The organism is Nostoc sp. KVJ3, assembly GCF_026127265.1.
Classification (GTDB): Bacteria; Cyanobacteriota; Cyanobacteriia; order Cyanobacteriales; family Nostocaceae; genus Nostoc.
In genome coordinates this window covers 2,907,132-2,922,886 of record NZ_WWFG01000002.1, presented here as the reverse complement: position 1 = coordinate 2,922,886, position 15,755 = coordinate 2,907,132, and the positions used below count along the sequence as shown (strand labels likewise).

The following is a 15,755-nucleotide window of genomic DNA, read 5'->3' as shown; positions in this document are numbered from 1 at the left end:
CAGCAAAATCTTCTGATGTTTGGTTTCCCCTCCCGTAGAGACGCGATTAATCGCGTCTCTACCTATTCCCTTGCTCATCTGTAGAGTAAAACTGTTGGGCATAAAAACGGGCATAGCGTCCTTCTTGAGACAGGAGGGAGGTGTGAGTACCAGTTTCAACTAACTGTCCTTGTTCTAATACGAGAATACAGTCAGCCCTACGAACGCTGCTCAAGCGATGGGCGATAATAAACACAGTGCGATTTTGCATGACTCGCTCGATCGCGTCTTGAACGAGTGCTTCTGATTCCGAATCTAAGGCAGAAGTGGCTTCATCCAAGATGAGAATTCGAGGATCGTTGACAATCGCTCTAGCGATCGCTAATCTTTGGCGTTGTCCTCCAGATAGGTTAACTCCCCGCTCACCGACCCAGCTATGATAACCTTGGGAAAATTGGGTGATAAAGGAGTGAGCGTTGGCAATCTTTCCCGCTTCTTCAATTGCTGCTAAATCTAATTCTTCCTGACCATAACCAATATTTGCAGCGATCGTTCCTGAAAAAAGAGTAACGTCTTGGGGAACAATGCCAATTTGACGGCGCAAGCTAGTGAGTGTGACATCGCGAATATCAATATCATCAATCAGAATTTCACCCGCCTGGGGGTCATAGAAGCGAAGTAAAAGGTTAATTAATGTCGATTTCCCTGCCCCAGAAGAACCAACCAAGGCGATGACATTGCCAGGAGAAGCGTGCAGACAGAGATCCTTAAGAACTGGCTGGCCGGGATTGTAGGCGAAATTGACATGACGATACTCTACCTTGCCAGCAACTCGCGGTAGTTCTCTCGCATTCGATTTTTCGCTTAAATTAGGCTGCTTCGCCATCAATTCAAAGATGCGTTCTACAGAAGCCTCAGTCTGTTTGTACTCGTTATAATTGCTAATTAACAGGTCGATTGGCTGAATCAGTAAAGCCACAGCAGCTAAGAAACTGATAAATCCTTGAGATGTTAGCTGATTCTGAGAAATCTGCCATCCTCCCAATAAAAACAGCAGCATAATACTAACTGCTTCTAAAAAACCAACAACGGGAAACTGAATAGATTTGAGTTGTAAAGCGCGATACTTAGCTTGGCGATTGCGTTCTGCTTCCTGATTAAATCGCTTAACTTCATACCCTTGCGCCGCAAAAGCTTGAACGACGCGAATCCCACTAAATACTTCAGTGAGTAGCGCCGACAAATTGGAAACCTGATTTTGACTCTGGCGAGATAGCAGAAGTAATCGCTGACCAAATTGCCCGATTAACCAAGCCATCAAGGGAGCCAAAATCAAGCCAGCAAGGGTGAGTGGCCAATTCAGGTAGAGCATGTAAATGGGAATCGCAATTAACTGCAAGAGATTGGAAAGAAACTGATGGGATAACTTATCCACAATCTCGCCGACGCGATCGATATCTTCAGTCAGCCGATAAGTGAGATCGCCCGTCTGTGTGGTTTCAAAATAATCCAATCCAAGTTTGTGCAAGTGGGCGTAGACTCGCTTACGCAAGTTTAAAACCATTTCCAGAGCGGCAGCGATCATAAAGACATTCTGCCCGTATTGACAAAGCCCTCGAACCAAAAATACCAAAGTAGCTAGTCCGAGCCAATAGGCAATCTGGTTAACATCTCCCTGACCGACCAAAAAAGCGACCTGACCTGCTATGTAGGGCAGTGCTAAGGTGAGCAACACAAATCCTAAGATACAAGCAAATCCCCGAACTAACAGCGGCCATTGGGGCCATAGATAAGGTAACAGTTGCCAGTAGCTAGAGCGGACTTTCATATTTCAATTGTGTATTGTTATCCTTACCTTCATTATTGGGCGTTGCTGAATCGAGGTATGAACTTGAATGTAGAGACGTAAAATTTTTCGTCTCTACAAGGATTTTTCACCGCAATGCACAATCGTTTTCATCCCGCAATCAGCAACGCCATTATTGAAATTTAGAAGCAGCAATTTTGTCAGAATTCAGGTGAATTCTGACAAAATTTCAACTCACTTTCTCCTAGCTACGGTGTAAACACAAATATCGCCAGCATCGGTTTTCCCTCTTCTAACTCGATAAATACCCAAATTTTGGGAGACTAGAAACTCTACTTCTTGCCAGAATTTAAAGGTTAGGGCAACGAAACCAAGTTTCAGATGAAGTTTCTAGACTTGTATGTACACCGTAGCTTTCTCCTAGAGAGGTCAGCAGAAAGCGGGCTATTCTTTCAGATGCACCGACCGAGCCAAATCGCTCAGGGCCATTTTCTTGGCACTTAGCGAGGTAGTCTACATCTTGTAAAGTCTCGACTACTCGTTGAGCCGCTTGTTTGAGAATCTCAGGGGTTGCTGGCCCAGTGCCGATGGTTTGGGCGGAAATGCCTAATAATCGGGTTTGCGCCTCTGCAAATTGATAGGTAAATTGAGGCCCTTGTCCAGGAATTTGGATGATTGGTTTACCGATCGCCACTGCTAAATCCACTGCTAACCCTGCCATGCCAATGACAAGGTTAGAGTAAGATAAGATATCACTGAAAGCATCTGAGTAACATCTCACTTCCACAAGTGGTAACTCCTCAGCAGAACTTCCTGGAAGAGAGTAGGTGAGTATGCCTTGAGTCAGCTGCCAACCTTGACTTTTAGCAATGTCGTCTAGTTGTTCCATCAAATTTGGTATCAAGGCGGCGCGAAACTGGAATCCTGACTCAGGCATCACCTTGGCAATTTGTATCACCAGTTGCAACTGCAAACAGAAATTTCGTGCTGCTTCCGGCATCCGCGATCCTGGCAAAAGAGCGATCGTCGGAATGTCCGGTTTCAAGTACAAGTTTTTGCCAACGGGGACGAGCCGATCTAAAGCTGGAATCCCACCAAACTGAGCTTTAGCTATACCTTGCCGTTTGAGGTCAGAAGTTGTATAAGAATCTCTGGTGAAAACTGCCAGACATCGAGAAGAATTCAGATTGTGCCATAGCAGAGGATTGAGACGCAATCGCCCTTCATAGAGGGCAGAAAGACAAGAGATAAACGAGACAAAAGGGCGATTTGTTAAGTAAGCAAATGTCTGGGAGACAAAATCTCCAGTAGCCATAATCAAATCGCAGCTAGAAGCATACTGCAACACCGCTTGTAACTGTCGCCACGTCAACCCAATCAATCCTGATTGAAAATCTTTGAGCAAATAAAGGCGCTTCATGTAAAAGAATCCGCCAGAGGGCATTATTTGTGTAGGCCCAATAATGGGAATGTCTAAGCTGCGGTAAGCTTTTCCTTCCCCCACAATCGGCATTGCCGCCATCTCAACAGAAGGACACAATTGGCGCAGAGTCTGAATAACATGAGAGGTGTGGTTGTCCTCTCCGTGGCCGTTACTGATGAACAAGATTCGTTTAGAAGGCATCTATCTTGGTGTTTGGATAGGTCTAAAATGCTTGCTTGGTAAGAAGATTTTAAATCTACATTAGGTCAGTAGGGCAAGAGAGTAAAAGAGAATGGGGACTGAGGATTTCTATACCCGTATCTTGAACATCCATCCACAGCTAAATACAGCCAGCCACATATCTGGCGTAATTTTAGTTAAATAGGACTTACGCAATAACGAATCGCAGAGGCAATAGAGTTGCCAGTGCGCCCTTGCGGTTCCCCGACTTGTAGCAACTGGCGCGACACGGAGAAATCAGAGTTTGAGATATATTTTGTGTAAGTCCTATTAAAAACAGGACTTACGCAAAATCATGAAAAAACGAACCGCAAAGGACGCAAAGGACACAAAGAAATAAGAGTTTCAGAGAGTTTTTGCGTAAGTCTTAAAAAAGTATAAATATTCAATGCAGTTAAAACCGCACTAATCGCTTAATCTGAGTATTCAAGTGACTTAGCTTTACGCTTACCAGAAAATTTAGCTTAAACTGCAATGTTACCTCTCGCCCTTGCCGTTGGGAGGCGACGGGATGGCAGTCGCTCATGGGGGAAACCCCCAAGTTCATATCATGTTGCCTAATTAGTCGAATAAAAAGACCACTAAGAGGTTTTACTACGCAAAACCGTCCCTCTCCGAGTCGGAGAGGGACAGACTTGAACTTTAGTTCAAGGCAGGGAGAGGTTCGTCGAACTCACATTTCATTAGAGTCTTGAAGAAGGCAGAAGGCAGAGGGCAGAGGGCAGAAGGAACTTTTTCGTTGGGGATTCAGACCCCAACCAATTGTAAGCACCGTATAGACGGTGGGGTTTTATACCCAAGTTCCCTTCAGTCACAGGCAGAGGGAGGAGGCAGTATTCCCTTCTGCCTTCTGCCTCCTGCCCTCTGCCTTTCTTGATAAAAGAGCGCTAATAAGCAAGTCAACCGAAGCCTATTGTCGGTTGACTTATATTTAATGCCAAAATTTGTATCGCTGAATAAATAAAGCAATCACACTTTGCCAGCCAAGTTAATCAACTGTTTGAAGTTCACAAGATAATTGATGTTATTGGCGCTATCAATCTTAATCCACCCTTTTTCATGCAATTTTTCCATGATTTTGGTGGTTTCATCAACACCAATTTCTGTCACCTCTGCTAAATCTTTAAAGGGAACGTTAAAAATTTCTCTTCCTAAGTCTGATTCCTGACCATAGCTTTCACCTAAAGTCACTAGAGTATGGGCGAGTTTGACTGCTGGTGGTGAAGACCGCATTTGTAAGCGCTGGTTAATTTGCCGCAATCGCCGCACCATCAGTTGCAACATCCGGTGATGTAACTGCGGGTCTTTAAACAATATTTGAATAAAACGCTCTCTGGAGATACTAAGCAACTTTACGGGTGAAAGGGCAATGACATCGGTTGAGCGTGGAGATTCATCTAAAATTGCCATTTCTCCAAAAAAATCGCCACGACCAAAAATTGCCAAAGCTACTGAATCTTCCCCGACGGTACGCCGGACTTTGACCCAACCAGAAACCACGAAGTAAACGGCATTACCCCAGGCATCTTCCATCACAACGGCTCGCCCAGATGGATATTCATGTTCAATTGCAACGTTGAGCAGCCATTCCAAGGTCTGTGGGTTGGCTGTACTCATTAAGGGGAAAAGTTCACTAAAAACCTCAGTTAGCATGAAATATTTGCAACAAATGGATTTAAGAGCGGGAAACTAACTTGGCTACTATAAGTTTGTTTAAACCGTAATCTTACTCAGAATACGATCGCAAAATTTGTGTTTATTTGATCTGAACCTCTAAGGTTTATCGGTCTAGAATTCTATTACAACATAACAATTATGTATGCGCTCGAAATCAGCGGTTTCACTGACAGACTTATGATTTGCTGTTTGTTGGTGGATTACTATCTAGTGCCAGTATTTTGATCTGTTGGTCTAAATTTTTCACTAATTGATTCAGGGCTACTATTGCCTCTGATTGCTGAGAGTCAAGGCTGGAATTTAGTAAAAGCCGTTCTTGTAGTTCGTGTAACTTGAAACTTAGTTGCTGAGAAATTCCTAAAGCATCGCGGCTCAGGCGCGTCAATTGTTGTTGTTGATAGAATTTTAATGCTGCTCCCCGTAAGACTTGGAGTGTTGCCTCTTCGCCATAAATTCCTCGCATGATTCGCAAGCGTAATAATAAGCGATTTTTTTGATATATGTATTCCTGCTCTACCTGTTTTGGTTCTGTAACCGTGGTCAGAGGTAAGGAAGCAAATCGCTTTAATTCATTCAGTACTCCTTGGAAAACAGAGAGTGGCAGTTTGTCTAATACAGACTGTAAGATTCCATTGTCACTCCATAGTATCCTGCCTTCGTAAGCTTGTCTTTCTAAATACAGGCGACCAATTCCCCCACCCAAAATTCGCCCTAGTAGTTCTTCTAGTAATTTTTTGGGTGGTAGTGTTGGCAGTAACTCAATAGGACTAAGTAGTTCGGGAACTTGTGTCGGCAAAATAGGTAAATTGTTTGGTGCTGCTGCAACGGATATCTCGTCCTCTTGAATTCTCGTAGTTTGAGATGATTGATCTAGCTCTGGGATAGGAGTCAAGTCTACGCGTTGCCCAGAATGTTGACGATTTTGTGTCTGAAACGCCATCAATATTGGTTTCTGATTTGATTCTGAGTCGGCATCTAGGGAGGAAATAGGTTTGTCAGCATTTTGTTGGGGAGAATCTGCTGTTGATTGATGCATAAGTTTTGCATCAAGCTGGGATGTATTTTTATGGTTGAGGTAGGCTGATAGGATTCTGCGGTGAGCGTCGGCTGCGATCGCTTCAATCACCATTGTGCAATTGATATAAGACAAAATGCGACCAACATAATCTAGTGCTTCACTATCTTGTGGATGAACCATACCTAGCAAGAGGTTTTTGTCTTCTAATCCAAAGGGCAAAATCTGGTGGTAGAGGCAAGCTTCAAAGGACAAAAGATTATCAATTAGTTGGAATATCTGCTCGCGTTCCTCTTGTTCTTCCCACCTATCTTGAGCGGCAGTTAGCATTTGCTGTCCATTTGCTGCGGTATTATTTAGTTCGCCCTCTGAAGACAACATAGGTTTGATTGCGTAGTGTTTATTTATATTTTGCCTCTAGTTTAGTAGGTAGTTAATAAAGATACTTTGTAAAATTGTTAAATTTTAAATTATATCTACTTAAGTAGACGTAAGTAGAAAATGAATTTTAGATAAAAGATTAGGGAATTGGGCATTGGGCATTGGTTATTTATTAATTCTTCTCCGTTATCTTCCCCTGCTCCCTGCTCCCTGCTCCCTGCTCCCTCCCTCTGCCTCCCGATTTACCTTGTCTTCCACCGCCTGAATTGGCTACTCTTGGGTTCTTAAGGCTTGGGCAGCAAGATAAATTTTTGTCCATTCGCCTAATACTTGATGGGTTTTGAGTTTTAACTGTTGGGCTGTTGCTTCTATTGAGTTACCCGCTTTCCGCAAATCTAGAATCTGCCGTCCTAGAGGAGTCAATTTTTCATCAAGTTGTTGCCATTGGCTTTGCATTAAGCCTAAGTTATGTTCTTGCAAGGAAATCGAGAGCCAACTGTCTACTAGCTCTGGTTTCCCCTTGAGGGCAAAAACACGCACGGCGTGATAACTAATTTTTTCTCGTAGACGGTAGACTTCTTTAGTCTGCTTATTCAGTTTTTGGGCAATATCTTCCTGGGATTTGCCTTGCAAATACAGACGTAACCACTCGACTGCTTCTGTACCTAGATTTTCTTGTAAATAATTTTCAAATTCTTTTTGGACTGACTGACGCAGTGCAAGTTGTTCTTCTAGTTGTTGTGTTTCTTGATATTCTGCGATCGCCTGACTATCGACTAAGTTAACTCGATTATCACTGTCGTCGGTGAGAACTTCCTCCGAAACCAGTCTAATCAAGTCACGGCTCGGCACTTGGGTTAAGCCACCGCGCTGAGTGCGACGCAAGTAATTTACAAACCGATAAGCTAATAGGGGTTGATTGCGTACTGGTCGCAGACAATATTCTTCTATGCTGGCAAATAGCAGAGCATCTCCCAATCGTCGATCGGTTGTATATTTGGCAAGGTCAGCCATTTGTTGCTGCATATAGGCATCAGTTTGCAGTAATTCTTGGAGTACTTCTTGCAATACATCCATGACACTGCGCTGGCGATCGCGGCTGAGGGAAACCCAAGTCTGAATCTTATTCCGTAATGTCACTAAACTACCCAGTCGCATTATCAAGTTGCGATAAGCACGTTCTCGCCCAAATCCTAAGTAGCGTTGACGTAAAATCCTCCAGCGATATTCCATCGCTTGTTTAGCGATATCTAGTTCTTTAGGGTTCAACAGATCAAACCGTTTTGAGTCAGATCCTAAAAGCCAGAGAATAATACTTTGTCTAGCAGTCTCATTTTGCTCTGGACATTCAGCAGCCAAGCGCTTTTGCCAATCTAGAGCCAGTTTTTCTACATCCTTTGTCATAGCGAGATTGCGCTCCTCGAAACTCAATTTTGAAGTTTGCATCACAACCCCCACATTTATCTCACCTAATTGTTGAACTGGCAGCTGCCCCTAATTTCATGAAACTCATGAAAATATCTCAGTGATTCCACTTTTATTACGTCTTAATTCACTAAAATTATGCAAAAACTTTTACATTGGTGTTTTGCTGTTAATTACAAAATACCCCCAACCCTTATCTGTGATACGTTTTGGACAATTCTGTTATTTTTAACTTTTTGTAAAGTTATGTTTTTTAAATGAGAACAAAAATCTGTCTGGAGTTGTGAGAATAGACTTTTGCATGGATAGGGGTTAGGGAAATCTGATATTTTGTACCCAAGCCGAGGAACGAATCTAATTTAACTCAATATTAGACTTTATTTTACCTGTATAAGTTTCAAGACTCTAAAATGCAATCTGTTGTTAAATTTCAATCCGCTTGGTGTTAATGCTATTTTTCCCTGAAAATAACCCAAACTTTCTTAAAATGGGTTTAATTTCCTCATTTTTAACCGATTCGGCGGAATTTCCCACCCTCAGCCATAGCAGGGTGGGGATGTAGAAACCCCGCCCGATAACGTTGTAGGGCGGGGTAGTTAATGAATGCTTAGGGAGGGACAAACCTTAGCAAAATGTATTAAGTGAAATTTTGTAATATATTTTGATTTAATTAAGTGTATATACGTGAATTAGCCTTTAAAAGGATGTTTGGTAGGTTGTGATATCAAATTTTAATTTTTAAACTATCTTCACCTATAACTATGCCTCTAATATTGGCAAGTTATTCTTAAAACCTTGATATTGCTAAAAATGAATAGTCAACAGTCAATATTGATTTTGACTATTGACTCTGACGGTTGCTTTCCCTCTACTTCAAAATTCAATTTATAAAAAATCTAAAAACAGAAAAGTTTGCAACCCAAAAGCTTTAATGGTTAGAAGCCTGACAAGAGACTTCTCAATAAATTCCTTTGTGGGGATTCTTCGTTTGGAATTCCCCCGCAGAGGCTTGAATCTATCGACTATTTGACGATCTGACAATGGGGTTTTCTAGAGATTCTCGATACTGTTGGACTTGTTCTGTGTAAGCAATTGGTAAAACAGCTTCGACGTTTTCATGGGGACGAGCAATAATCACCCAGGATTCTAGGGTACCGCCATATACATTTTCTGCGGCTTCAACACCAGCAGCCATAGCTGCTTTTACCTCAGAAACATCACCACGAATATTAACTGTAAAACGGGCGCTACCCACTCTGATGTATCCAACGAGGGTGACTCGACCAGCTTTTACCATAGCATCTGCTGCTGCTAGCACCGCAGGGAAACCTTTCGTTTCAAGTGCTCCAACTGCCTGTAATGACATTATTAATCTCCTGTATGAATAAACGATATGGGGCTACAAGGTAATTGCACGAAGCTTCGCTACAGATTTTGATAGCAAAATTGCTTAGAAGATACGGAAAGGTTCTGATTCTTCAGTGAAATGGATTGGTAATATGGTTTCCACGTTTTCCGGGGGATTAGGAACAATATAGTGGGTGATTACTGTACCAACTTTGACTTGCTCTCCAGCTTCGATTCCCGCTTCAACAGCTTTTTTTACCTCAGCAACGTGTCCCCGGACGGCGACCAACAAACGAGCGCTTTCGGCTTGACCATAATACACAATTGTGACTGCGGCAGCTTTGACCATTGCATCTGCTGCTGCTAAGACACTAGGAAAACCTAAAGTTTCAATTACGCCAACCGCCATTGGCATGGCATTAGCTCCTGGATTAAGGGATAGGCGATATCAATTGTACGTGTCTTTAGTCCCAATTTTGACATTTTGGAAAACTTTCTTTGGTGGAGTGGGGAGTGGGGAGTGTTTTAATCGTCTATATGTCTAAAAATATTTTTGTGGATTGGTTTGTGTAATTTTGTTGTTTAACAAAAATAGCGATCGCTGGAAGCAAGTTAGTACGATAAACTGAAATTTATGTTTCCGAATTTTCTTCCTAAAGCAGCTGGGCAACTGACTGAATCTGCCTCCATCGCACTAGCTCAGAGTATTCAAACTGCTGCGATCGCTACTCCTTTAATTAATCAAGCAGTTACCACAACCTATGTCTTGCAAGGGAGTGGTGGAACTCCTATTTTATTGATTCACGGTTTTGACAGTTCTGTGCTAGAATTCAGGCGGCTTTTGCCACTGCTTTCTCAGGATAATGAAACTTGGGCTGCGGATTTGTTGGGTTTTGGGTTTACAGATAGACTTTCAGGAATTGCTTATAGCCCAGATGCCATTAAAACCCATCTTTATTATTTCTGGAAAAGCTTAATTAACCAACCTGTAATTTTGGTGGGCGCTTCGATGGGGGGTGCAACGGCGATTGATTTGACGCTGACTTACCCGGAAGTAGTAAAAAAGCTGGTATTAATTGACAGTGCAGGGTTGGCGGGTGGTTCACCGTTAAGTAAAGTAATGTTTCCCCCGTTAGATTATTTAGCAACTCGATTTTTGAGTAATCTGAAAGTGCGCGATCGCGTTTCTCGCATAGGATATAAAAATCAAAGTTTCGCGTCTGCGGATGCTCTATGTTGTGGCGCATTACATCTACAAATGCCCAGTTGGAATCAAGCTTTGATTGCTTTTACCAAAAGTGGTGGTTATAGTGCTTTTAAATTAAATATATTATCAAAAATTGTGCAGCCAACACTAATTTTGTGGGGTGATTCTGATAAGATTTTGGGTACTCAGGATGCGATAAAATTTAAAAGCGCAATTCCCCATAGTACTCTCACCTGGATTCAAGATTGTGGTCATCTCCCTCACTTAGAACAACCACAAATCACCGCGCAGCATATTTTAAACTTTTGTAGTGAAGCGTAAATAAATTAAAGTTTGCGTAGGGGCAATTCATGAATTGCCCCTACGCAAACCAACCCCGTCCCGACAAGTTGTCTGACTCTAGTCAAGTAACCACATCTCATTAGAGCTATCAGGATACTCGTTTGGTTGATTTTGTGGTTGATTTTGAGCTAATGTTTCCGATGAACGATGTGATTTTTTATAGTTCAGTGGATTGTAATGGTCTTTTACTGGTTTGATAGCAGTAGTTTCTTTGACAACAAGTTTTTTAGAATTATCTTCTGCTGTTTGTTTTAAAGCATTAATTTCTTCTATAAGCTGGGAATTAGCTTCTGCTAGTTGCAGCGCTGTTTTCTTGGTTTCCTCAAGGTCTTTTGTTAACTGTTCCGCTAATAATTTTTGTTCCGAGGCTAATGTTTTTTGTTTAGATAGTTTTGATTGCAAATCAGCAATTTCTTGCCCTAGAGATGCTTCCTTTTCGTGGCTTTTTTCGAGATTTGTTGTCAATTCTTTGACAGTTGCTTCTAAATCAGCTTTAGTAGGACTTGTACGCCTAGTAGAATTTGGCTCAGGTGTTTGTGCTGATGATTCTTCATCAGATGAAGCTTGTTCTTCAGCAATTGCTTCTGCTGTAACTTCGATCGCAGATTCTCCTTCTGGGGGTGTAAATTTTTGCGCCTCTTCTTGTAATAAGTCAGAGAGACTTTGTTTCCTAGCCATTATTATTTTCTCCAATCACGCTGTAATTCATCAGCCGCACGACGGTAGTCTAACTCCGCCTCTCGTGCATTGCTTCCTCGCCATTGAACGATTGCTACACCCTCAAGTGCTGCTCGTTCGTGAGCTTTATAGGCACGGATAAAGGTATTAAAAGCCGGAATACCTAGCCGACCTAGAGTGTTTTTTGCTTCTAGTGCTTCCCCGATACTGCGCGTATCGACTTTGGTAAGCAGTACCCGATGAGGGGTTCCCACAGGGATAACGACTTCCTTGACTGTTTCCACTAGGATAGCTAAATCCATTGCGGATGGGGGTGTAGGCAAAACTAGATAATCTGCGATCGCAACTACCGCCACTAATGCTTCAGAGCGCAGCGCGGGAGGTGTATCCACCACTACTAAATCGTAACCTGTTATCTTTCCTAAATTACTTAAAAGTGTGGGATCTGTCTCTTGAGATAAATCAAATCCCATTCCCTGCTGACTGCGCCCAAACCACCAACTGGCAGAACCTTGAATATCTGCATCAATCAGTAACACCTTTTTTTTCTTCGCAAAGTTTGCAGCCAGATTGACTGCGGTAGTCGTTTTACCGACTCCTCCTTTACCGTTGAGAATAGCGATGATTTTTGGCACTGCTTTAGCAAGGATTAGGGAGTGGAGAGTGGGGAGTGGGGAGTGGGGAAGAAATCTTTTTCATGTTTGGTTGTGAGATTTTTTGATCGTGGGCTGACTTGAAAGAGTTTTGAGTACTGAATTAATTATTAGGAGTGATTAGTTATTATCCTTTTCTTTTCTCACTTTCTATTGCCCACTCCCTACTCCCTACTCCCCACTAGATGAATATAGCGCTTTGTGTGTCCCTAAATAACATGAAAACTCGTAACAATAAAATTCAGAAGCCATTAAATCTACAAACTACTATGACAACAACTTACAATCTGCCTGATGGGCCTCAAATGCCGCGCTGGTTGAGGATGATCAAGTTTATTGGTCAGCCAGTGAAATATGTCGATGATTTTGCCAAAATCTATGGTGATACTTTCACGATCAGGAACAGTCGTAGCGATAACCATCTTGTGTATTTTAGTCAACCCCAAGCGCTGGAGCAGATTTTTACTGCTGATTCGAGCCACTTTGAGGTCGGCAGGGGGAACATAGGATTAAGATTTTTACTTGGCGATCGCTCCTTCATGTTATCAGATGGCGATCGCCACCAGCGCCAACGGCAACTATTAGCTCCCCCCTTTCATGGCGAAAGGATGCGGGCTTATGGTGAGGATATCCAGGAAATAACCCAACAGGTGAGTCATGAATGGCAAATTGGCAAGCCTTTTAATATCCGTGAGTCGATGCAAGAAATTACCTTGCGTGTTATTCTACGGGTTGTATTTGGTTTGGATGAGGGAGAACTTTTTGAGGAACTGAGGCGATCGCTAAGTGACTTACTAGACTTCATAAGTTCGCCTTTAATGTCCAGCGCCTTCTTTTTCCGCTTCATGCAAAAAGATTTCGGTGCGTGGAGTCCGTGGGGTAGGATTCTGCAACAACGGCAAAAAATTGATCGACTTATTTATACTTTGCTTCGAGAACGTCGCGCCCAAGTCGCTCAAAATCGCCAAGATATTCTAAGTTTGATGATGGCTGCTCGTTATGACGATGGTCAAGGTATGTCAGATGAAGAATTACACGACGAGTTAATGACACTGCTAGTTGCAGGACATGAAACTACCGCTTCTGCACTGACATGGGCTTTTTACTGGATTGACCATTTACCAGAGGTGCGGGAGAAGTTGGAACAGGAACTCAACACCATTGGAGTTAACCCCGATTTAAGTAGTGTGGCTAAATTGCCTTACTTGACAGCAGTTTGCCAAGAAACATTGCGAATTTACCCAATTGCGATGAATGCTTTTCTGCGAATTGTGAAAACCCCAATTACAATTATGGGCTACGAACTGCGAGAGGGAACGGCAATAATCCCCAGTATTTATTTAGCGCATCATCGAGAAGAAGTTTATCCACAATCTAAGCAATTCAAACCAGAACGCTTTTTAGAAAGACAATATTCACCCTATGAATATTTACCCTTTGGTGGTGGTAATCGTCGCTGTATTGGGATGGCATTTGCCCAGTATGAAATGAAAATTATCTTGGCTACTGTTTTGTCAGAATTTCAAGTGTCGCTGGTGAATAAACGTCCTGTGCATCCTGTGCGCCGTGGGTTAACATTAGCTGCACCAGCCGGAATGCGGATGGTTGCAACACCTCAAGTTAAACCTGCCAATATACCAACCCTAGTTTAATTGACTACCTTTAGTTTGTAGTAAGGACTTCAGTCCTTGTTTTCTAAGCACTAAAGTGCTTACTACAAACTATCAAAACTAGCTTAAGAAAATGCTAGTTAACTAGCCGCATGACATAATTAGGACTTATGCAAAAACTCTGTAAAACTATTATTTCTTTGTGCCCTTTGCGTCCTTTGCGGTTCGTTTTCCCCTGATTAGAGTATTTTCTTCCGTGTGAATACCGTTTTTGTAAAAGTGGGTTAGTAAATACAAACAATAAATCAGTTGATATAATTAATTTTTAGTAATCAGCGTAAATCCGTTAGCTGCTCCGAGAATTTTACTACCAGTTAAATTGATTTGTTGTAAAGCCCCATTGTCTAACAGCAAATAAGATTTATTAGATAACATTTTTTGTAAAAGTGGCATAGTTGCAGCAGTTACTTTGCAATCACTGTAAAAGTCTAAACTAGGACGCTCATAAGCAAAAGAAGTGTAAATTTGTGTTCCTGGTAAAACATTTGCTCGAATTAATGCTGCTACTGGTTTAACAGGAAAAGCTTCCTTTAATTCCCAAATCCAAGATTGCGAACTTACCAACAAAGCTAAAACTAAATACATCCCTGTAAATAACACTGGAATAAAGTTGCGATCGCGCTGTTTAACTAGCCATGCTGCGATGCCCATACTTACTGCTAAAACAATACTCATAACTATCAAAATAAGCTCTTTCTTCATCAGAAAGTAAATACAACCTGCTAAACCAGCAAGAGAAATAATAGCCAGGACTATTGTCCAAATTCGCACTCTAAAATGACCCTTATGCCAAACTTCGCTCAAATTAGCACCAATTGCCAAAGCTAAAAATGGATATATAGGCATGACATACCACGGCAGTTTAGTTTTCATCAAAGAAATAGTTCCTAAATAAAGAATTATGCCAATCATAATTAAGGAACCCCAAGGAGTATGACGTTTTTTCCAAGCTAGATAAAAGCCTCCCGGTGAAAATAATAGCCAAGGGAAACTATACTTAATTAATTCAATTAAATAGTACCAGGGAGGGCCAGTATGACCTTCAACAGATTGTGTAAGACGATTAAAGGTTTGTGCTTGAAAATTAACTTGTAAGAAATTTTCGCCATAATGTTGCCATTGAGCAACGAACCAAGCGATCGCAGGTATATTTCCTAAAAACAGTCCCACTAATAGATAGGGGCTGGTTAACAAAGCAAACTGCCGATCTGCAATGAGAAATAAACAAGCGATCGCTCCTAGTGGCAAAACCATCATTCCTTTAGTAAGAGTTATTAACCCCAGACAAAATCCCACACCTAAAGCATAACGGCGATTCTGATGTGCTTTTAGCAAACAAAACAACAACAGCAAGAAAAAGGTAATAGTTGCACCATCTAGCATTGCTAGCCGTCCATGACGCACTACAGGCAACATTGTCAGGTAAACTAAAGCGGCAAACACAGATGGTAGACTTTGGTTAAAAAGTAAACATCCCACCAAGTAAAGCAAAGGCACTCCCAAGGCAGTTAACACTGCACCCGGTAAGCGTGTTGTCCACTCATTCACACCTCCGATAGAGTAAGTCCAAGCAATTAGCAAGTGCATCAGGGGTGGCTTGTTATGATAAGGTTCACCTTCCAAGGTGGGGTAAAGCCAATGCATTGAACCAAGTGGGGCACGCCAAATTTCACGGGCAACCTGCGCCACAGTACCTTCATCCCAATCTCGTAAAGGGGAGTTTCCCAAACATATCAGCCATAAAACTAGAGATATTACCAGTAGACTAAATAACCATTCTTTTTCTCGGAATAGACGCATATCTCAAATCGGGATAATCATCTCAAAGAGTGTAAGGCGGTATTGTACCCCAGATTTTGCAATGGGAGTTTGGTTACTTTTTTAAAAGGGCATTTATTTTATATGGTGCGA

At 42.0% G+C, this 15,755-nt stretch carries 12 protein-coding genes; 2 read left to right on the top strand and 10 right to left on the bottom strand.

The annotated features are described in order from the left end of the window. Positions 1-58: 58 nt before the first annotated feature. From GTQ43_RS28515 to GTQ43_RS28485, 7 genes are all read right to left on the bottom strand, one after another. Complete coding sequence (locus GTQ43_RS28515) at positions 59-1,807, bottom strand: ABC transporter ATP-binding protein (protein ID WP_265276035.1); 1,749 nt, start codon at positions 1,805-1,807, stop codon at positions 59-61. A gap of 328 nt (positions 1,808-2,135) precedes the next feature. Beyond that, entirely contained in the window at positions 2,136-3,410 is a 1,275-nt protein-coding gene (locus tag GTQ43_RS28510; protein ID WP_265276034.1) for a lipid-A-disaccharide synthase-related protein, read from the bottom strand. A 1,008-nt stretch (positions 3,411-4,418) separates the two neighbouring features. After that, entirely contained in the window at positions 4,419-5,102 is a 684-nt protein-coding gene (locus tag GTQ43_RS28505; RefSeq protein WP_265276033.1) for a Crp/Fnr family transcriptional regulator, read from the bottom strand. Between the two features lie 199 nt (positions 5,103-5,301). Further along, entirely contained in the window at positions 5,302-6,522 is a 1,221-nt protein-coding gene (locus GTQ43_RS28500) for a pilus assembly protein PilB (protein ID WP_265276032.1), read from the bottom strand. Positions 6,523-6,792: 270 nt separating this feature from the next. Next, complete coding sequence (locus tag GTQ43_RS28495) at positions 6,793-7,980, bottom strand: HetZ-related protein 2 (RefSeq protein ID WP_265276031.1); 1,188 nt, start codon at positions 7,978-7,980, stop codon at positions 6,793-6,795. A gap of 982 nt (positions 7,981-8,962) precedes the next feature. Beyond that, entirely contained in the window at positions 8,963-9,313 is a 351-nt protein-coding gene (locus tag GTQ43_RS28490) for a carbon dioxide-concentrating mechanism protein CcmK (RefSeq protein ID WP_265276030.1), read from the bottom strand. An 84-nt stretch (positions 9,314-9,397) separates the two neighbouring features. After that, positions 9,398-9,709 (bottom strand): BMC domain-containing protein, encoded by a 312-nt coding sequence (locus tag GTQ43_RS28485; protein WP_265276029.1) that lies wholly within the window; start codon positions 9,707-9,709, stop codon positions 9,398-9,400. A 219-nt stretch (positions 9,710-9,928) separates the two neighbouring features. Here GTQ43_RS28485 and GTQ43_RS28480 point away from each other — a divergent pair, with 219 nt between their 5' ends. After that, a complete protein-coding gene (locus GTQ43_RS28480; protein ID WP_265276028.1) occupies positions 9,929-10,822 on the top strand; it encodes an alpha/beta fold hydrolase in 894 nt (297 codons plus the stop codon). A gap of 78 nt (positions 10,823-10,900) precedes the next feature. Here GTQ43_RS28480 and GTQ43_RS28475 read toward each other — a convergent pair whose 3' ends face one another. Then, a complete protein-coding gene (locus GTQ43_RS28475) occupies positions 10,901-11,521 on the bottom strand; it encodes a hypothetical protein (RefSeq protein ID WP_265276027.1) in 621 nt (206 codons plus the stop codon). Between the two features lie 2 nt (positions 11,522-11,523). Further along, the gene (locus GTQ43_RS28470; protein WP_265276026.1) at positions 11,524-12,156 is read right to left on the bottom strand and encodes a ParA family protein; all 633 of its coding nucleotides are present in this window, start codon (positions 12,154-12,156) and stop codon (positions 11,524-11,526) included. Positions 12,157-12,443: 287 nt separating this feature from the next. On the opposite strand from GTQ43_RS28470, the gene GTQ43_RS28465 reads away from it, so the two are divergent. After that, a complete protein-coding gene (locus GTQ43_RS28465) occupies positions 12,444-13,826 on the top strand; it encodes a cytochrome P450 (RefSeq protein WP_265276025.1) in 1,383 nt (460 codons plus the stop codon). Between the two features lie 276 nt (positions 13,827-14,102). Here GTQ43_RS28465 and GTQ43_RS28460 read toward each other — a convergent pair whose 3' ends face one another. Next, positions 14,103-15,644: an ArnT family glycosyltransferase gene (locus tag GTQ43_RS28460; RefSeq protein WP_265276024.1), complete on the bottom strand. Its 1,542-nt coding sequence runs from the start codon at positions 15,642-15,644 to the stop codon at positions 14,103-14,105. Between the last annotated feature and the right edge of the window lie 111 nt (positions 15,645-15,755).